The organism is Micromonospora deserti (assembly GCF_003236335.1).
Lineage (GTDB): Bacteria > Actinomycetota > Actinomycetes > Mycobacteriales > Micromonosporaceae > Micromonospora > Micromonospora deserti.
The window spans coordinates 1-17223 of sequence record NZ_POUB01000123.1; the positions used below are offsets into that span (position 1 = coordinate 1).

At 75.1% G+C, this 17223-nt stretch carries 17 protein-coding genes and 1 pseudogene; 11 read left to right on the top strand and 7 right to left on the bottom strand.

Annotation, left to right across the window (positions count from 1 at the left end):
* Positions 1-112: 112 nt before the first annotated feature.
* From clpS to C1I99_RS17925, 5 genes are all read left to right on the top strand, one after another.
* Positions 113-403: an ATP-dependent Clp protease adapter ClpS gene (clpS, locus tag C1I99_RS17905; RefSeq protein WP_111135368.1), complete on the top strand. Its 291-nt coding sequence runs from the start codon at positions 113-115 to the stop codon at positions 401-403.
* Between the two features lie 2 nt (positions 404-405).
* The gene (locus tag C1I99_RS17910) at positions 406-900 is read left to right on the top strand and encodes a DUF2017 domain-containing protein (protein ID WP_199562216.1); all 495 of its coding nucleotides are present in this window, start codon (positions 406-408) and stop codon (positions 898-900) included.
* Positions 901-955: 55 nt separating this feature from the next.
* Positions 956-1444 (top strand): M67 family metallopeptidase, encoded by a 489-nt coding sequence (locus C1I99_RS17915; protein ID WP_111135369.1) that lies wholly within the window; start codon positions 956-958, stop codon positions 1442-1444.
* Between the two features lie 68 nt (positions 1445-1512).
* Positions 1513-1884 (top strand): MoaD family protein, encoded by a 372-nt coding sequence (locus C1I99_RS17920; protein ID WP_111135383.1) that lies wholly within the window; start codon positions 1513-1515, stop codon positions 1882-1884.
* Positions 1885-1897: 13 nt separating this feature from the next.
* Positions 1898-2863 (top strand): PLP-dependent cysteine synthase family protein, encoded by a 966-nt coding sequence (locus C1I99_RS17925; protein WP_111135384.1) that lies wholly within the window; start codon positions 1898-1900, stop codon positions 2861-2863.
* A gap of 45 nt (positions 2864-2908) precedes the next feature.
* Here C1I99_RS17925 and C1I99_RS17930 read toward each other — a convergent pair whose 3' ends face one another.
* On the bottom strand, positions 2909-3292 hold the full coding sequence (locus C1I99_RS17930; protein WP_111135370.1) for a hypothetical protein: 384 nt from the start codon (positions 3290-3292) through the stop codon (positions 2909-2911).
* A gap of 269 nt (positions 3293-3561) precedes the next feature.
* Here C1I99_RS17930 and C1I99_RS17935 point away from each other — a divergent pair, with 269 nt between their 5' ends.
* The 5 genes from C1I99_RS17935 (at position 3562) to rdgB (ending at position 8190) form a co-directional block, all read left to right on the top strand.
* Positions 3562-4308, top strand: a complete 747-nt coding sequence (locus tag C1I99_RS17935; RefSeq protein WP_111135371.1) for an MBL fold metallo-hydrolase — start codon at positions 3562-3564, stop codon at positions 4306-4308.
* Positions 4309-4395: 87 nt separating this feature from the next.
* Positions 4396-5541 (top strand): glycosyltransferase family 4 protein, encoded by a 1146-nt coding sequence (locus C1I99_RS17940; RefSeq protein WP_111135372.1) that lies wholly within the window; start codon positions 4396-4398, stop codon positions 5539-5541.
* The gene (locus tag C1I99_RS17945) at positions 5538-6800 is read left to right on the top strand and encodes a glycosyltransferase (protein WP_111135373.1); all 1263 of its coding nucleotides are present in this window, start codon (positions 5538-5540) and stop codon (positions 6798-6800) included. The genes C1I99_RS17940 and C1I99_RS17945 overlap by 4 nt, the downstream gene beginning before the upstream one ends.
* 50 nt (positions 6801-6850) lie before the next feature.
* Complete coding sequence (rph, locus tag C1I99_RS17950) at positions 6851-7576, top strand: ribonuclease PH (protein ID WP_111135374.1); 726 nt, start codon at positions 6851-6853, stop codon at positions 7574-7576.
* Complete coding sequence (gene rdgB / locus C1I99_RS17955) at positions 7573-8190, top strand: RdgB/HAM1 family non-canonical purine NTP pyrophosphatase (RefSeq protein WP_111135375.1); 618 nt, start codon at positions 7573-7575, stop codon at positions 8188-8190. Before rph ends, rdgB begins: the two co-directional genes overlap by 4 nt.
* Positions 8191-8275: 85 nt before the next feature.
* Here the strand turns inward: rdgB and hutH are convergent, their stop codons facing one another.
* The 6 genes from hutH to C1I99_RS17985 all read right to left on the bottom strand — a co-directional run bounded on the left by hutH (position 8276) and on the right by C1I99_RS17985 (position 16367).
* Positions 8276-9814: a histidine ammonia-lyase gene (gene hutH / locus C1I99_RS17960; RefSeq protein WP_111135376.1), complete on the bottom strand. Its 1539-nt coding sequence runs from the start codon at positions 9812-9814 to the stop codon at positions 8276-8278.
* Positions 9802-11010: an imidazolonepropionase gene (gene hutI / locus C1I99_RS17965; RefSeq protein WP_111135377.1), complete on the bottom strand. Its 1209-nt coding sequence runs from the start codon at positions 11008-11010 to the stop codon at positions 9802-9804. The genes hutH and hutI overlap by 13 nt, the downstream gene beginning before the upstream one ends.
* Complete coding sequence (locus tag C1I99_RS17970; protein WP_111135378.1) at positions 11007-12365, bottom strand: formimidoylglutamate deiminase; 1359 nt, start codon at positions 12363-12365, stop codon at positions 11007-11009. The genes hutI and C1I99_RS17970 overlap by 4 nt, the downstream gene beginning before the upstream one ends.
* 283 nt (positions 12366-12648) lie before the next feature.
* Entirely contained in the window at positions 12649-13857 is a 1209-nt protein-coding gene (locus tag C1I99_RS17975) for an allantoate amidohydrolase (protein WP_111135379.1), read from the bottom strand.
* Positions 13854-15503, bottom strand: coding sequence for a urocanate hydratase (hutU, locus tag C1I99_RS17980; protein ID WP_111135380.1), 1650 nt, complete (start codon positions 15501-15503; stop codon positions 13854-13856). Before hutU ends, C1I99_RS17975 begins: the two co-directional genes overlap by 4 nt.
* Positions 15504-15515: 12 nt before the next feature.
* Positions 15516-16367 carry a MurR/RpiR family transcriptional regulator gene (locus C1I99_RS17985; protein ID WP_111135381.1) on the bottom strand — a complete coding sequence of 284 codons (852 nt, stop codon included), beginning with the start codon at positions 16365-16367 and terminating at the stop codon, positions 15516-15518.
* Positions 16368-16690: 323 nt separating this feature from the next.
* On the opposite strand from C1I99_RS17985, the pseudogene C1I99_RS17990 reads away from it, so the two are divergent.
* Positions 16691-17223 (top strand): annotated as a pseudogene (locus tag C1I99_RS17990) (hypothetical protein); the annotation flags it as partial.

The window sequence follows — 17223 nt, forward strand, 5'->3', positions numbered from 1 at the left end:
CCCTCCCATCGGGCGTGCTCCCGGCGGGTCCGGGGCGGCTCCCGGCGCCGATCCGCGCCGGGTCGGCGTTCCGGTTCCTCGGTTCCGGGAAACCGGTGGCACGATGGGGGGCATGGCGGCTCCGCAGGTTGCACCGGTCGAGACGCCGGACACCGATGAGGTGCCGGCTTCCGACCGGCCGTGGGTGACGATCGTGTGGGACGACCCGGTCAACCTGATGACGTACGTGACCTGGGTGTTCCAGAAGCTCTTCGGGTATAGCCGGGAGAAGGCCGAGAAGCTCATGCTGGACGTGCACCACAAGGGCAAGGCCGTCGTATCCACCGGCGCGCGGGAGCGGATGGAGCACGACGCGTCGCAGCTGCACGCGTACGGCCTGTGGGCGACGGTGGACCGGTCGTGAGCATGTTCCGGCGCCGCGGCGACCGGTACGTCGCCACCTTCGCCGTGGACGAGGTACGGGTGCTGCGCAAGGTCGCCTCGGAGGTGGTCGGGCTGCTCACGGACGGCTTCGACCACTCCGACCCGGTGGTCGGCCGGCTCTTCCCCGAGGTCTACCCGGACGACCCGTCCGGCACCGCCGAGTTCCGCCGGTACACCGAGGGCGACCTCAAGACCGCGAAGATCGACCAGGCCGGGGCGATCCTCGCCGCGCTGCCCGACGAGGCCGGCGGCGAGGTGCGCCTCGACGCCGAGGCGGCCGAGGCGTGGCTGCGGGCGCTCAACGACGCCCGGCTCGCGATGGGCGTCCGGTTGGAGATCAAGGACGGTACCGATCTCGGCGAGGAACTGGACGACGCGGTGGCCGAGGACCCGACCTCCAGCCGGGTGTTCCAACTGTCGGTCTACGCGTACCTGGGCTACCTACAGGAATCCCTGCTCAACGCCTTGATCGACTGATTCGTGACGGCCACCACTTCGCGGCACGCCGCGGGCAGGCGCTAGGCTGGTCGGCGTGCTGAGCATCGACCGGTCGATCGTCGACGCGATCGTCGCCCACGCGCGCCGGGACCACCCGGACGAGGCGTGCGGCGTGGTCGCCGGTCCCGCCGGCAGCGACACCCCCACCCGGCACATCCCGATGGACAATGCCGCCCGCTCGATGACGTTCTACGAGTTCGACTCCATCGAGCAGTTGCGGGTGTGGCGGGAGATGGACGACCGGGACGAGGAGCCGGTGGTCATCTACCACTCGCACACCGCGACCGAGGCGTACCCGTCGCGCACCGACATCTCCTTCGCCGGTGAGCCGGGTGCCCACTACCTGCTGGTCTCCACCCGTGAGCCCGACACCGAGGAGATCCGCTCCTTCCGGATCGTCGACGGCGTGGTGACCGAGGAGCCGGTCCGGATCCTGGACGCCGGGGTGGACCCGCATGCCGTGCAGTCCTACATGTTCGGGCAGAGCCCGGCGACGGTCGACTACGAGTGTTCCGGCCGCTGACCCCAGCGCCGCAACACCTGTCCACGTCCCGTCATCATCCGGCACACCCGATCAAGGAGCACGACATCATGGCCATCGAGGTTCGCATCCCCACCATCCTGCGCAGCTACACCGGCGGCGCGAAGGTCGTCGAGGGCACCGGCGACACCCTGGGCGACCTGCTCGCCGACCTGGACTCGCGGCACGCCGGCCTGCGCGGACGGCTGGTCACCGAGGCCGGCGCGCTGCACCGCTTCGTCAACGTCTACGTCAACGACGAGGACGTCCGCTTCCTCGGCGCGCTGGACGCCAAGCTCTCCGACGGCGACAGCGTGACCATCCTGCCGGCCGTGGCCGGTGGCGCCTTCGGTTTCGCCGCGGCGGCCGCGATCGCGCAGCACGGTGCCGCGACCGCCATCGCGTCGCACGCCGGCCGCCGCGCGGCCGGCGTCGCCCGCTGACGGCGGCCACACCGTGGCGCGGTACGACAGCCTGCTGGACGCCTGCGGCGGAACGCCCCTGGTCGGGCTGCCCCGGCTCTCGCCGGCGGTGCCCGACGGGGCGCCGCCGGTGCGGCTCTGGGCGAAACTGGAGGACCGGAACCCGACCGGCAGCATCAAAGACCGGGCGGCGCTGTTCATGGTCCGGGCGGCCGAGGAGGCCGGCCGGCTCCGGCCGGGGGACACCATCCTCGAACCGACCAGCGGCAACACCGGCATCTCCCTGGCCATGGTGGCGAAGCTGCGGGGCTACCGGCTGGTCTGCGTGATGCCGGAGAACGTCTCGACCGAGCGGGTGCAACTGCTCCGGATGTACGGCGCGGAGATCATCTTCTCGCCGGCCGCGGGCGGGTCCAACCAGGCCGTCGCCACCGCCAAACAGATCGCCGCCGAGCACCCCGACTGGGTGATGCTCTACCAGTACGGCAACGAGGCGAACGCCCGGGCGCACTACGAGACCACCGGTCCGGAGCTGCTGCACGACCTGCCCACGATCACCCACTTCGTGGCCGGCCTGGGCACCACCGGCACGCTGATGGGCACCGGGCGCTACCTGCGCGAGAAGGTCGAGGGGATCCAGGTCGTCGCGGCGGAACCGCGCTACGGCGAGTTGGTCTACGGGCTGCGCAACATCGACGAGGGGTACGTCCCCGAGCTCTACGACGCGACCGTACTCTCCCGGCGCTTCTCCGTGGGCACCCGCGACGCGGTGCTGCGGACCCGCCAGCTGGTCGAGGTGGAGGGCATCTTCGCCGGCTTCTCCACCGGCGCGATCCTGCACGCCGCGCTGGCCGTGGCACACGAGGCGGTCCGCGACGGCCGCCGGGCCGACGTGGCGTTCGTGGTCGCCGACGGCGGCTGGAAGTACCTATCCACCGGCGCGTACGGAGGCACCCTCGCCGACGCCGAGGACGCCCTGGACGGGCAGCTCTGGGCCTGACCGGCTGACGACGGGGCCGCCGGTGCGCACCGCCGGTGGCCCCTGTTATGGCAGGGCGGCGGTGAGGCCGACGGACAGCCCGACGGTGACCGTCGCCGCCGACAGGGCGAGCCAGGGCAGGGCGCGGCGCCCGTGCCCGGTCAGCGCGGAGCCGGCGAGCAGCAGGCCGGCCCCGCCGAGGCCGGCGGTGGTCGGCTGGTACCAGGACGGCACCACCCCGGTCAGCACCTGCGCGGTGCCGTGCCCGGCGGCGGCGAGGGTGACCACCCCGAGGGCGGTCGCCCACCCACAGATGCCGAGCATCCGGCGGCTGCCGCCGGGCGCCGGCCGGTACCGGCGGTGCCGGCCGGTCGCGGGAACGGGTGGGGCGACCTGCGGCGGCACGGTCACCGCCGCCGGGTCCGCCGTCCGTGCCGCCCCGCCCGCCACCGCACGCTCCGTCCTGTCGTCCCTGCTCGCCGTTGTGCGGCGCGCCCTCATCGGATGCAACGCCCCGGCCGGGCCGCCGTGACGCGGGATCGGCCGGACGGGTGACGGTGTGGGAAACGGGTGTCACGTTGGTGACATCTTCCGGCGGATGATTCTTGCCCTCCAGCGGGCGAGCGTAGGCTGCGCAGCGTGGCGTACGCGTCGGTAGAGATCATCGACGGAGCGGCGTCCGGCGCGACAACTACACAGCGTGACAGCGAGACGACTCGATGCGACTGACCGTCCTGGGCTGCGCGGGCAGTTTTCCCGGCCCCGAGTCCCCCTGCTCGGCGTACCTGGTCGAGGCCGAGGGTTTCCGGCTCCTGGTCGACTTCGGTTCCGGCTCGCTGTCCACCCTCCAGCGGTACGCGGGGCTGCACGCCCCGGACGCCATCCTCCTGAGTCACCTGCACTGCGACCACATCCTCGACGCCGCGTCGTACGTGGTGGTCCGCCGGTACGCCCCGGACGGCCCCCACCCGCCGCTGCCGGTGTACGCCCCGTCCGGCGCGCCCGACCGCCTGGCCGCCGCGTACGGGCAGGAGGACAGCACGGTCGAGGACGTCTACCGGTTCTACGCGCTGGAGCCCGGCACCTTCCCGATCGGCCCGTTCACGGTCACCGTCGACCGGGTCAACCACCCGGTCGAGACGTACGGTGTCCGGCTGGAACACGGCGGCCGGGTGCTCTGCTACTCCTCGGACACCGCCCCCTGTGACGCGCTGCTACGGCTGGCCCAGGACGCCGACGTGTTCCTCTGCGAGGCGAGCTACCTCGACGGCGTGGAGAACCCGCCGGACCTGCACCTGACCGGGCGGGAGGCCGGCGAGGCGGCGACCAAGGCCGCCGTCGGCCGGCTGCTGCTGACCCACCTGGTGGCAGCCTGGGGCAGCGAGGCGCACACCGTCTCCTCCGCCGCCTCCGCGTACGCCGGTCCGCTCGAGGTGGTCCGCCCCGGCGCCAGCTACGAGGTCTGACCCGCCGCGCGGGGTCTTGCCGAACTGTTCGCCGGCCGGTCAGCGGCGCGTCGTCTGGCGCACCGGTGGCACCCGCACGGTGAGGGCATGCGGATCGCCATCGTGACCGAGTCGTTCCCGCCGGACGTCAACGGCGTCGCGCACTCGGTGGTCCGGGCCGCGGAGCACCTGGTCGCTCGGGGTCACGAGCCGGTGGTCATCGCGCCGGCCCCGCCCGGCTCGCGGCGGCGGGACACCGAGCGGCACCCGTACCCGGTGGTCCGGATCCCGAGCGTGCCGCTGCCGCGCTACCAGGGCTTCCGGCTGGGCGTGCCCACCACCACCCGGCTGGCCGGCGCGCTGCTGTCGCACGCGCCGGACGTGGTCCACCTCGCCAGCCCGTTCGTGCTCGGCGCCCGGGCCGCCGCGCTGGCCGTCCGGCACGGCCTGCCGATGGTGGCCGTCTACCAGACCGACGTCGCCTCGTACGCCCGCGCGTACCGGGTCGGTTGGGGCGAGGCGGCGGCCTGGCGGCGACTCCGCGAGATCCACAACTCCGCGCACCGCACCCTGGCTCCCTCCACCCGGTCCGCCGCCGACCTGATCGCGAACGGGGTGCGGCGGATCTGGCTCTGGCGCCGGGGGGTGGACGCCGAACGGTTCCAGCCCGCCAGGCGGTGCGCCGCGCTGCGCCGAACCCTCGCCCCGGACGGCGAGGTGCTCGTCGGCTACGTCGGCCGGCTCGCGCCCGAGAAGCGGGTCGACCTGCTGGCGGCCACCTCCCGGCTGCCCGGCGTACGGGTCGTGGTGGCCGGTGACGGCCCGGCCCGCCGGCAGCTGGAACGGGCCCTGCCCCGGGTGACCTTCCTCGGCGTGCAGCACGGCGCGGAACTGGCCCGCACCTACGCCAGCCTCGACGTCTTCGTGCACACCGGCCCGCACGAGACGTTCGGGCAGACGATCCAGGAGGCGCTCGCCAGCGGGGTGCCGGTGGTGGCGCCGGCCAGCGGCGGCCCGCTGGACCTGGTCGAGCCCGGAGTGACCGGCCTGCTGGTACCGCCGGACGACGCCGGCGTGATCGCCGACGCGGTGGCCGCGCTGGCGGCGGACCCGTCGCGCCGGGTCCGGTACGGCGCCGCCGCCCGCGCCGCGGTGCGCCGGCGCAGCTGGACGGCGGTCGGCGACGAGCTGATCGGGCACTACCGGGCGGTCCACGCCGGGACCGCCGCGGTCGGTTTGCCGGCGGCGTCATGACCGGTGGACACGCCCGCGCCGCGGCACCGCACGGCCGGCCTTCCAGCGCGGGCGCCCGCGGGCCCGGCCCGGCCCCGACGCCGGACGGCGGTGCCCCCGCCCGCCGGGACGCCGGCGCGGGAACGGGCGGCCGAACCGGCGGGCTGCGCATCGTCCGGCTGGCGAACTTCGTGACCGGACGCTCCGGCGGGCTGCGCACCGCGCTGCGCCACCTCGGCGAGGGGTACGCCGCCGCCGGGCACGACCCGGTGCTGGTGGTGCCCGGGCGGCGCGACGCCGACGAGCACCACCCCTGGGGCCGGGTCGTCACCCTCGCCGGCCCCGAGCTGCCGCGCAGCGGCGGTTACCGGCTGCTCACCGACCGGCGCCGGGTGGCCCGGGCGCTGGCCGACCTCGCGCCGGACCGGCTGGAGGTCTCCGACCGGTCGACGCTGCGCTGGACCGGGGCCTGGGCGCGGGCGCACGGCGTGCCCGCGCTGATGGTGTCCCACGAGTCGCTCACCGGCCTGCTCGGCGAATGGGGCGTGCCGGACCTCGTTCGGCGAAGGCTCGCCGACCGGCTCAACCGGGGCACCTCCCGGTCGTACGACCGGATCATCTGCACCACGGGATGGGCGGCGGAGGAGTTCGCCCGGATCGGCGCGCCGCGGGTCGACCTGGTGCCGCTCGGGGTGGACCTGGACACGTTCCGCCCCGACCGGGCCGACGAGTCCCTGCGCGAGCGGTACGCCGACCCCACCGAGGTGCTGCTGGTGCACTGCGCCCGGCTCTCCACCGAGAAGCGGCCCGAGTTGGCCATCGACGCGCTCGCCGTGTTGCGCCGGGCGGGGGTGCCCGCGGCGCTGGTGATGGCCGGCGACGGGCCGCTGCGCACCGCCCTGGCCCGGCGGGCCGCCGGGCTGCCGGTCACGTTCACCGGGTTCCTGCCCGACCGGTCCGCCGTCGCCGCGCTGCTGGCCAGCGCGGACGTGGTGCTGGCGCCGGGCCCGGTGGAGACCTTCGGGCTGGCCGGGCTGGAGGCGCTGGCCTGCGGCACCCCGGTGGTCGTCAACGCGGCCAGCGCGCTGCCGGAGGTGGTCGGCCCGGCGGGTGTGGCCACCTACGGCACCGCGGAGTCGATCGCCCGGGCGGTGAGCCGGCTGCTGGTCCGCCCGGCGGCCGACCGGCGGCGGGCCGCCCGGGCCCGCGCGGAGGAGTTCGGCTGGCCCGCCGCCGTGGCCGGCTTCCTGCGCGCGCACGCCGCCCCGGTCGCGGCCTGAGCGGGGCACCCCGGGGCGGTTGGATCACGGCACCCGCATAGGGTGCAGGCATGGCGCGACCTGACGGGCGGCGACCCGACCAACTCCGACCTGTGACGTTGACCCGGGGCTGGAGCACCCACCCGGAGGGCTCGGTGCTCGTCGAGTTCGGCGCGACCCGGGTGCTCTGCACCGCCAGCGTCACCGAGGGGGTGCCCCGCTGGCGCAAGGGTTCCGGGCTCGGCTGGGTCACCGCCGAGTACGCGATGCTGCCCCGGGCCACCAACACCCGCTCCGACCGGGAAAGCGTGAAGGGGAAGATCGGTGGGCGTACCCACGAGATCTCCCGGCTGATCGGCCGGAGCCTGCGGGCGGCCATCGACCTCAAGGCGCTGGGCGAGAACTCGGTCGTGCTCGACTGCGACGTGCTCCAGGCCGACGGCGGGACCCGGACCGCCGCGATCACCGGCGCCTACGTGGCGCTGCACGACGCGGTGGGCTGGCTCGCCGGGCGCAAGGCCCTCTCCGGCAAGCCGGAGAAGGTGATGCACCGCTCGATCGCCGCCGTCAGCGTCGGCGTCATCGCCGGCGAGCCGCGCCTCGACCTCAACTACGACGAGGACGTAACCGCCGAGGTCGACATGAACGTGGTCTGCACCGGCGCTGGCGAGTTCGTCGAGGTGCAGGGCACGGGCGAGGCGGGCGTGTTCGCCCGCGACCAGCTCGACGCCCTGCTCGACCTGGCCGTCGCCGGTTGCGTGGAACTGGCCGAAGCCCAGCGGAAGGCTCTCGCATGAACAAGGTGCTGCTCGCCACCCGCAACCGCAAGAAGCTGATCGAGCTGCAGCGGATCCTGGACGGCGCGCTCGGCGCGCACCGGATCGCGCTGATCGGGCTGGACGACGTCGAGGAGTACCCGGAGCTGCCGGAGACCGGGCTGACCTTCGGCGAGAACGCCCTGATCAAGGCCCGTGAAGGGTGCCGGCGCACCGGCCTGCCGACGATCGCCGACGACTCGGGGCTGGCGGTCGACGCGCTCAACGGGATGCCCGGGGTGTTCAGCGCCCGTTGGGCCGGGCGGCACGGCGACGACCACGCCAACCTCCAGCTGGTGCTGGACCAGATCGCCGACCTGCCCGACGAGCACCGCGGCGCGTCCTTCGTCTGCACCGTGGCGCTGGTGTTGCCCGGTGGCAAGGAGCACCTGGTGGACGGCCGGCAGTCCGGCCGGCTGCTGCGGGCGCCGCGCGGCGACGGCGGCTTCGGCTACGACCCGATCTTCCTCGGTGACGGGCAGAAGCGGACCAACGCCGAGCTTACGCCGGAGGAGAAGGACGCGGTCAGCCACCGTGGCAAGGCGTTGCGCGAGCTGGCCAAGCTGGTCGCCAAGGTCCTCCCGCCGGCCGCCTGACCCGCCCCGCCCGACCTGGCCGCCGCCCCGGGAAGGCGCCCATCCGGCGTGAGCACTCTTCCCGGGACGGCGCCCACGGTGGGCCTCAGCCCAGCGGGCCGATCTCCCGCTCGATCGCGGCGCGCAGCTCGGGCCCGGCCACCACCGCCCGGGCCGCCTCCATCAGTGGGGCGAGGAAGACGTCCGGCCCCGGCTCGCCGGCGATCGCGCCGAGCGCCTCCACCGCCGCCCGCCCGGCCGGCGACGGGGTCAGCGGCGCGCGCAGCTGGAGCCCGCGCACCGCGGCCAGCAGCTCCACCGCGAGCAGGCTGGTCAGGTTGTCCAGCACGGTACGCAGCTTCTTGGTCGCCGCCCAGCCCATCGAGACGTGGTCCTCCTGCATCCCGCTGGTCGGCAGCGAGTCCACCGAGGCCGGCGCGGCGAGCCGGCGGTTCTCCGCGACGATCCCGGCCGCCGTGTACTGGGCGATCATCAGCCCGGAGTTGACCCCGGCGTCGGGGGAGAGGAACGCCGGCAGGTCCCGGGACCGGGTGACGTCGAGCAGCCGGTCGACCCGCCGCTCGGCGATCGCGCCCACCTCGGCGGCGGCGATGGCGAGGAAGTCCGCTGCGAAGCCCAGCGGGGCGCCGTGGAAGTTCCCGGTCGACTCGACCCGCCCGTCCGGCAGCACCACCGGGTTGTCCACGACCGAGACCAGCTCCCGGTCGGCGACCGTGCGGACGAAGTCCAGGGTGTCCCGCGCCGCCCCAGCCACCTGGGGTGCGCATCGCATCGAGTACGCGTCCTGCACCGCGTGCGCGAGGTCGTCGCGGTGCGAGTCCATCACCCGGGAGTCCTGCAGCAGCCGGTGGATGTTCGCCGCCGACACCGACTGCCCGGGGTGCGGCCGGATCGCGTGCAACTCGGGCAGGAACGGCCGTTCCGAGCCGAGCATCGCCTCGATGGCGAGGGCGGCGGTCACGTCGGCCACGGTGAACAGGTGCGCGGCGTCGTGGATGGCGAGCAGCAGCATGCCGAGCATGCCGTCGGTGCCGTTGATCAGCGCCAGCCCTTCCTTGGCGGCCAGCTCGACCGGCTTCAGCCCGACCCGGCGCAGCGCGTCGGCGGCGTCGACCCGCTCACCGGCCGGGCCGAGCACCCAGCCCTCCCCGAGCAGCACCAGCGCGCAGTGCGCCAGCGGCGCCAGGTCGCCGGAGGCGCCGAGCGAGCCGTGTTCCGGCACCCACGGCGTCACGTCGTGGTTGAGCAGGTCGACCAGGGCTTCGGCGACCAGCGGCCGGACGCCGGACCGGCCCAGCGCCAGCGACCGTACCCGCAGCAGCATCATCGCCCGCACCACCTCGCGCGGCATCGGGGCACCCACCCCGGCGGCGTGCGAGCGGATCAGGGCGTGCTGGAGTTCCGCCCGGCGCTCGGGGGCGACGAAGGTGTTGGCGAGGGCCCCGAACCCGGTGGAGACGCCGTACACCGGGCGGCCGGCGGCCTCGATGCCGTCCACGATGGCCCGGCTGGCCGCCATCGCGTCCAGGCTGGCCGAATCGAGGACGACCGTGGCGGCGCCGCGGGCCACGGCGAGCAGGTCGGCGGGGGTGATGCCGGTGGATCGGATGGTCACGGTCGACATTGCGGGACTCCGTTGTGCAGGACCTGGCGGATCAGTGGGACACCGGGCCGGTAGGCCAGGTGCAGGTGGGACGGGGCGTCGAGGATGATCAGGTCGGCCCGGGCGCCGGGGCGCAGCACGCCGACGTCGTCGCGGCGCAGCGCCCGCGCGCCGCCGGCGGTGGCGGCCCAGACCGCCTCCGCCGGGGTCATCCGCATCTCCCGTACGGCGAGCGCCACGCAGAACGGCATCGACGAGGTGTACGACGAGCCGGGGTTACAGTCGGTGGCCAGCGCCACGGTGACGCCGGCGTCGAGCAGCCGACGGGCGTCCGGGTAGGGCGAGCGGGTGGAGAACTCCGCCCCGGGCAGCAGGGTCGCCACGGTGGTCGTCTCCGTGCCCGAGGTCCAGTCCATCCGGGTCGAGGCGAGCGCGTCGAGGTCGGCGTCGCTGAGGTGGGTGCAGTGGTCGACGCTGGCCGCCCCGAGTTCCACCCCGAGCTGGACGCCGGGACCGGGGCCGAGCTGGTTGGCGTGCACCCGCACCCCCAGCCCGACCGCCTGCCCGCAGGCGAGGATCGCCCGGGCGTGGTCGATGTCGAAGGCGCCCCGCTCGCAGAAGACGTCGATCCAGCGCGCGTGCGGGGCGGCGGCGGCGAGCATCGGCCCGCACACCAGCCCCACGTAGTCGTCCGGGCGGTCGGCGTACTCGGTGGGGACGACGTGCGCGCCGAGGAAGGTGGTCTCCGGGGTGACCTCGGCGGCGATCCGCAGCGAGCGGGCCTCGTCGGCGACGGTGAGGCCGTACCCGCTCTTGATCTCGATGGTGGTGGTGCCCTGCCGCAGCGCCTCGCCGCGCAGCCGGCGGACGGTAACGCGCAGCTCGTCGTCGGTGGCCGCCCGGGTCGCCCCGACCGTGGTCCGGATGCCGCCGCCGGTGTAGGGCTGCCCGGCCATCCGGGCGGCGAACTCGGCGGCCCGGTCCCCGGCGAAGACCAGGTGGGCGTGGCTGTCCACGAAGCCGGGGAGCACCGCCGCGCCTTCGGCGTCGATGCGCCGGTCGGCGGCCGGCGCGTCCCGGGCCGGGCCCACCCAGGCCACCTCGCCGGCCTCGACCAGCAGCGCGGCCCGCCGGCGGATGCCCAGCGGCCCGCCCTCGCCGCCGCCGGCCAGGTTGGTGACCAGCTCACCGATGTTGTCGACCAGCAGGCTGCTCACCCGGTCACCTCCTCGATCGCCGCGCCAAGTTCCCGCGGCACGTCGACGGTCAGGTGCCGGCCGTCGCGCACCACCGGGCGGCCGTCCACCACCACGTGCGTGACGTCGGCCGCGTTCGCCGCGAAGAACACCCCCACCGGGGGTACGCCGGCGGTTCGCGCGCTGTCCAGCCGGACCGTCACCAGGTCGGCGCGGGCGCCGGCGGCGATCCGGCCGGCGTCGGTCCAGCCGAGCGCGGCGTGCCCGGCGGTGGAGGCCGCGTCGAGCAGGTCGGGCGGGGTGAAGTGGCCGCGCCGCCGGGTGCGCAGCCGCTCGTCCAGCTCGACCGCGCGGGCCTCCTCGAAGAGGTCGGTCACCGCGTGGCTGTCGCTGCCGAGGCTGAGCGGGCTGCCCACGTCGGCCATCCGCCGGGCCGGTCCGAGACCGTCGGCGAGGTCCCGCTCCGTGGTCGGGCAGAGGCAGACACCGGTGCGGCTCTCCCCGAGCAGGGCGAGGTCGCCGCTGGTGAGGTGGGTGGCGTGCACGGCCGTGGTGCCGCGGCCGAGCGCGCCGTGGTCGGCCAGCAGCCGGGTCGGCGTGCACCCGTGCCGCGCCCGGCAGGCGTCGTTCTCGGCGGGCTGCTCGGAGAGGTGCACGTGCAGCGGGGCGTCCCGGCGGTCCGCCCAGCCGGCCACGGTGGCGAGCTGTTCCGCCGGCACCGCGCGCACCGAGTGGATCGCCGCGCCCACCCGGGCGTGGTCGTCGGCCGGCGCGAACGCGGAAACCCGCTCGGCCCAACGCAGCGCGTCCCCGTCGCCGAACCGCAGCTGCGGCCCGGCGAGCGGTCGGCCGTCGACCCCCGCGGTGAGGTAGCAGGTGTCCAGCAGGGTGATCCGGATGCCGGCGTGCGCGGCGGCCTCGACCAGCGCGGCGCCCATCGCGTTCGGGTCGGCGTACGGCGTGCCGTCCGGGTTGTGGTGCAGGTAGTGGAACTCTCCGACGCAGGTGATGCCGGCGAGTGCCATCTCGGCGTAGGCGGCTCGGGCCAGTGCCAGGTAGGTGTCCGGGTGGAGGCGGGCGGCCACCCCGTACATCTGGTCGCGCCAGGTCCAGAAGTCCCCGTGACCGCCGTGCGTGCGCCCGCGTAGCGCCCGGTGGAACGCGTGCGAGTGCGCGTTGGCCAGCCCGGGCAGGGTGAGCCCGGGCAGCCGGATGGCGTCGGCCAGCACCTCCACCCCGGCGGCCGGTGTCGTCCCGGCGGTCAGCGGCGTCACCCCGGTGATCCGCCCGTCGGCGGTCTCGATGAGCACGTCGGGGGTCGGCTCGGCGTGCTCGGGCAGCCACGCCCACTCGGCCAGCCAGCGGGTCCCGGTCATCTCGTTCGCCCCCTGTCGAGCTGCCCCGTCCGTGCGACCGGCCGCCCCGGCTCACCCGCCGTCCACCACGCGCCCCGGCCACGTCGCCCAGCCGGCGCCCCCACCATGCCCAACGAGCCAGCGCTGTCCGGTCGTCGCCCCGTCGGTGCGGGCAGCTCGACAGTGTGCGTCGGGCGGGTTGGATGGGGTGGTTGTCCCGTCCGTGCGGGCAGCTCGACAGGACCGGGCTGGTGTCCCCGGTGACCGGCGCCGGGCCGGACCAGCCACCCGGCCGGCGGCGTGCTCACCGGCATGCCAGCTCCACCAGCACCCGGGCCAGGGCGGTCACCCCGGCGGCGCAGTCCGCGTCGGTGGCCGACTCGGCGGGGGAGTGCGACACCCCGGTCGGGTTGCGCACGAACAGCATGGCGGTGGGCAGGTGCGCGGCCAGCACCCCGGCGTCGTGGCCCGCCCCGGTGGGTAGCACCGGCGCGTCGAGCAGCGCCGCGAGCCGGCCGGCCAGCCCGCCGTCGAAGGCGACCAGCGGGGTCGCCGACTCCTCGGTCAGCGTCACCTCGGTGCCGTCGCGGCGGGCCCGATCGGCGGCCTTGGCGTGTACCGCGTCGACCAGCCCGGTCAGCGTCTCCGGCTCGGCGGCCCGGGCGTCCAGCCACCCGGTCACCCGCGACGGGATCGCGTTGGTGGCGTTCGGCGCCACGGACACCCGGCCCACGGTGGCGTGCGCCCCGCGCAGCCGGGCCTCCTTGTTCGCCGCGAGCACCGTGAACGCGTACGTCAGCATCGGGTCGCGGCGGTCGGCCATCCGGGTCGTACCGGCGTGGTTGCCCTCGCCGTGGAAGTCGAACCGCCACCGCCCGTGCGGCCAGATCGCGCTGGCGACCGCGACCGGCGCGCCCGCCTCGACCAGCGCGCGGCCCTGCTCGACGTGCAGCTCGACGAAGGCGGCGAAGCGGCCGAGCAGATCCGGCCGGCGGCCCGCCGGCCGCCCGCCCAGCGCCTCGGCGAAGCTCACCCCGGCCGAGTCGCGCAGCCCCGCCGCGCGGTCGACGTCGATCTCCCCGGCGAGCAGCCGCGAACCCAGGCACGGCACCCCGAACCGCGCCCCCTCCTCCTCCACGAACGCGCCGACGACCACTGGGCGGGCCGGCGTGGCGCCCGCCGCCCGCAGCTCGTCCACGGCGAGGAACGCGCTGACCACGCCCAGCGGCCCGTCGTACGCCCCGCCGTGCGGCACCGAGTCGAAGTGGCTGCCGGTCAGCACCGCGTCGCCGGCCTCCGGGTCGCCCCACCAGGCGAAGAGGTTGCCGTTGCCGTCGTCGGTGACCGGCATGCCGCGCCCGTCGGCCTGCTCGCGGAACCAGGCCCGCAGCCGCAGCTCCGGCTCGGTCAACGCGTAGCGCAGGTAGCCGCCGCTGTGCCCGTCCCGCCCGATCGGGGCGAGCTCGTCCCACAGCGCGCGGAACCGGCCGGCGAGGTCCTCGGCCACGCTCACCCCTCCGCCATCGGCACGCGCACGCCGCTGCGTGCCGCGACCTCGCGGGCGCTGTCGTAGCCGGCGTCGACGTGCCGGATCACGCCCATCGCCGGGTCGTTGCTGAGCACCCGCTCGATCTTCTGCCCGGCGATGGCGCTGCCGTCGGCGACGCAGACCTGCCCGGCGTGGATCGACCGGCCGATGCCCACCCCGCCGCCGTGGTGGATCGACACCCAGGACGCCCCGCTGGCCGTGTTGACCAGCGCGTTCAGCAGCGGCCAGTCGGCGATCGCGTCGGAGCCGTCGGCCATCGCCTCGGTCTCCCGGTACGGGCTGGCCACGCTGCCGCAGTCCAGGTGGTCCCGGCCGATCACCACCGGCGCGGAGAGCGCACCGGAGGCGACCATCTCGTTGAACCGGACCCCGGCGCGGTCCCGCTCGCCGTAGCCGAGCCAGCAGATCCGGGCCGGCAGGCCCTGGAACGCGACCCGCTCGCCGGCCATCCGGATCCACCGGGCCAGGGAATCGTTCTCCGGGAACAGCTCCAGGATGGCCCGGTCGGTGGCGGCGATGTCGGCCGGGTCGCCGGAGAGCGCCGCCCACCGGAACGGGCCCTTGCCCTCGCAGAACAGCGGCCGGATGTACGCCGGCACGAAGCCCGGGAAGTCGAAGGCCCGCTCGTACCCGCCGAGCTTCGCCTCCCCGCGGATCGAGTTGCCGTAGTCGAAGACCTCCGCCCCGGCGTCCAGGAAACCGACCATCGCCGCCACGTGCCGGGCCATCGACGCCCGCGCCCGGTCGGTGAACTCGGCCGGCTTCGCCGCCGCGTAGTCCCGCGCGTCGGCCAGCTCCACCCCCACCGGCAGGTACGACAGCGGATCGTGCGCGCTGGTCTGGTCGGTCACCACGTCGATCTCGACGCCCCGGACCAGCAGCTCGGGGAAGACCACCGCCGCGTTGCCGACCACCCCGACCGACAGCGCCCGCCGCTCCCGTTTGGCCGCGAGGGCCCGCTCGACCGCGTCGTCGAGGGAATCGGCGATCTCGTCCAGGTAGCGGTCGTGCACCCGCCGCTCCAGCCGGCTGCGGTCCACGTCGACGATCAGGCAGGCGCCGCCGTTCATGGTCACCGCCAGCGGCTGTGCCCCGCCCATCCCGCCGCAGCCGGCGGTCAGCGTCAACGTCCCGGCCAGGGTGCCGCCGAACCGCTTCGCCGCGACCGCCGCGAACGTCTCGTAGGTGCCCTGGAGGATGCCCTGGGTGCCGATGTAGATCCACGAGCCGGCGGTCATCTGCCCGTACATGGTAAGGCCGAGCTGCTCCAGCCGCCGGAACTCCGGCCAGGTGGCCCAGTCGCCCACCAGGTTGGAGTTGGCCAGCAGCACCCGCGGCGCCCACTCGTGGGTGCGCATCACCCCGACCGGGCGCCCGGACTGCACCAGCATCGTCTCGTCGTCGCGCAGGTCGGTCAGGGTGCGCACCAGCGCGTGGTACGACGGCCAGTCCCGGGCCGCCTTCCCGGTGCCGCCGTAGACCACCAGGTCCTCGGGGCGCTCGGCCACCTCCGGGTCGAGGTTGTTCATCAGCATCCGCAGCGCGGCCTCCTGCGGCCAACCACGGGCGGTGCGCTCGGTGCCGCGGGCGGCACGGACGGGCTGGGACATCTCGGTCTCCTCTCAGCCGAGGAACAACTGTCGGCGGGTGGCGGACGCCTCGAACGCCTCCAGCCTGCGCTGGGTGTCGGTCGGGGCGGCGTCGCAGATCGCCTGGAGCAGCACCATGGCCAGGGTCATCGGGGCGGTGTGCAGGTCGAACACGAGCTGGGCGCCGACCGCGGCGGGCAGCACCACGTCGGCGTACTCGGTGGCCGGGCTGACCGGCGAGTCGGTGATCGCCACCACGGTCAGCCCCGCGGCCCGCGCCTCACCCAGCGCGTCCAGGGTCTCCCGGGGGTAGCGGGGCAGCACGAACGCCAGCAGGGCGCTCGCCCCGGCCTCGGCGGCCTGCTCGAGGCGGTCGGTGAGCAGGCTGCCGCCGTCGTCGAGCACCCGCACGTCCGGGTGCACCTTGGCGGCGAAGTACGCGAAGTAGGCGGCCAGCGGGGCGGCGGCCCGCAGCCCGAGCACCGGCAGCGGGCGGCTCGCGGCCAGCATCCGGCCGGTGTCGGCGATCCGCTCCCGGTCGGCGAGTTGCCCGGCCAGCCGGTCGAGGTTGCCGATCTCGGCGCGTACCGCCTGCTGGAGCTCGTTGCCGGCGTCGCTGGGACCGCCCGGCGCGCCCGCGGTCAGCTCGCGGAGCCGGCGGCGCAGTGCGGGGTAGCCGTCGTGCCCGAGCGCGACCGCGAACCGGGTCACCGACGGCTGGCTGACCCCGGCCAGCTCGGCCACCTCGGCCGCCGACAGGTACGCCACCGCCGGCGCGTGCTGCACCAGGCAGTGCGCGATGCGCCGCTGCGTCGGGGTGAGCCGGACCCCCTGGAAAAGGTCCAGCACCTGCTCGGCGGGGGCCAGGACAGCTCCCTCATTCATGGCCTGACTCTATGCATAAAATCTTTCATAAGGCAACCGCCCGCGTCGCGTGCCCCGGCAAGTCCTCTCGCGGCCCCGCCCGTCAGCCCGCGTCCGGGGCGCCCGTGACCGGCGTCCGGCCGGCGCCGCGGGTCGCCGGCATTGCCTCCGTCCACAAGGGATGGCACAGCCGGATCGGGGCAGCCGCCGCGCTGGCGCCAGCGATCGGGGTCGCTACGGTGACGGTGAGGGGGCGTCCCGAGGTGTGTCCGGCCAGCGACCGGCGCAGAGGGAGGAGCGCCGTCTCTGTAGTATCCGCACGGCGGTTGAGCAGAGGAGTTGGCATGCAGCCGGTTGGCCCGTACAGGTTCACCCACGTGCTGGGCGGGTCCCCGGTCGGCAAGGCCTGGGCGGCCATTGATGAGCAGGGCCGGTTCGTCACGGTGGCGGTGCTGGAGACCACGGTGGCCGGCGACCAGCGCTGGCGGGAGGCGTTCGCGGCGACGGCTAACTCGCTCGCGCAGACGCCCGGCGGCCAGGCCTACGCGTACGCCGACTTCTCCGCCGCCGCCCCCTGGGTCGCCTACCCAGCCGACGTGGGCCCGGGAGCGGAGAAGCTTCTGCGGGCGCTCGGCGGCGACTACCAGCCCGTGCCGACGGAGATGGAACCCCCGATGTCGGCCCCGCCCCAGCAGGTCTCCGCGCCCCCGCAGCCGACATCCGCGCCGCCGCACCTGCCGTGGGCGATGCACGCTGGCCCGGTACCCACCCAGCCGGTGCCGTCGACCCCGCAGCCGGACTCGGCTCCGCCGGCCTGGGACGCGCCGACCACCTCGACACCGGTGCAGCCGACCTCCGGCGTCCCCCAGTCGCCCGC

Excerpts from the sequence above, each read along its gene's own strand:
- C1I99_RS17910 (WP_199562216.1), top strand. The coding sequence starts at position 406 with ATGTTCCGGCGCCGCGGCGACCGGTACGTCGCCACCTTCGCCGTGGAC.
- C1I99_RS17920 (WP_111135383.1), top strand. The coding sequence starts at position 1,513 with ATGGCCATCGAGGTTCGCATCCCCACCATCCTGCGCAGCTACACCGGC.
- hutU (WP_111135380.1), bottom strand. The coding sequence starts at position 15,503 with ATGTCCCAGCCCGTCCGTGCCGCCCGCGGCACCGAGCGCACCGCCCGT.
- C1I99_RS17970 (WP_111135378.1), bottom strand. The coding sequence starts at position 12,365 with ATGACCGGGACCCGCTGGCTGGCCGAGTGGGCGTGGCTGCCCGAGCAC.
- C1I99_RS17985 (WP_111135381.1), bottom strand. The coding sequence starts at position 16,367 with ATGAATGAGGGAGCTGTCCTGGCCCCCGCCGAGCAGGTGCTGGACCTT.
- C1I99_RS17945 (WP_111135373.1), top strand. The coding sequence starts at position 5,538 with ATGACCGGTGGACACGCCCGCGCCGCGGCACCGCACGGCCGGCCTTCC.
- C1I99_RS17940 (WP_111135372.1), top strand. The coding sequence starts at position 4,396 with ATGCGGATCGCCATCGTGACCGAGTCGTTCCCGCCGGACGTCAACGGC.
- C1I99_RS17935 (WP_111135371.1), top strand. The coding sequence starts at position 3,562 with ATGCGACTGACCGTCCTGGGCTGCGCGGGCAGTTTTCCCGGCCCCGAG.
- rph (WP_111135374.1), top strand. The coding sequence starts at position 6,851 with ATGGCGCGACCTGACGGGCGGCGACCCGACCAACTCCGACCTGTGACG.
- rdgB (WP_111135375.1), top strand. The coding sequence starts at position 7,573 with ATGAACAAGGTGCTGCTCGCCACCCGCAACCGCAAGAAGCTGATCGAG.
- hutH (WP_111135376.1), bottom strand. The coding sequence starts at position 9,814 with ATGTCGACCGTGACCATCCGATCCACCGGCATCACCCCCGCCGACCTG.
- clpS (WP_111135368.1), top strand. The coding sequence starts at position 113 with ATGGCGGCTCCGCAGGTTGCACCGGTCGAGACGCCGGACACCGATGAG.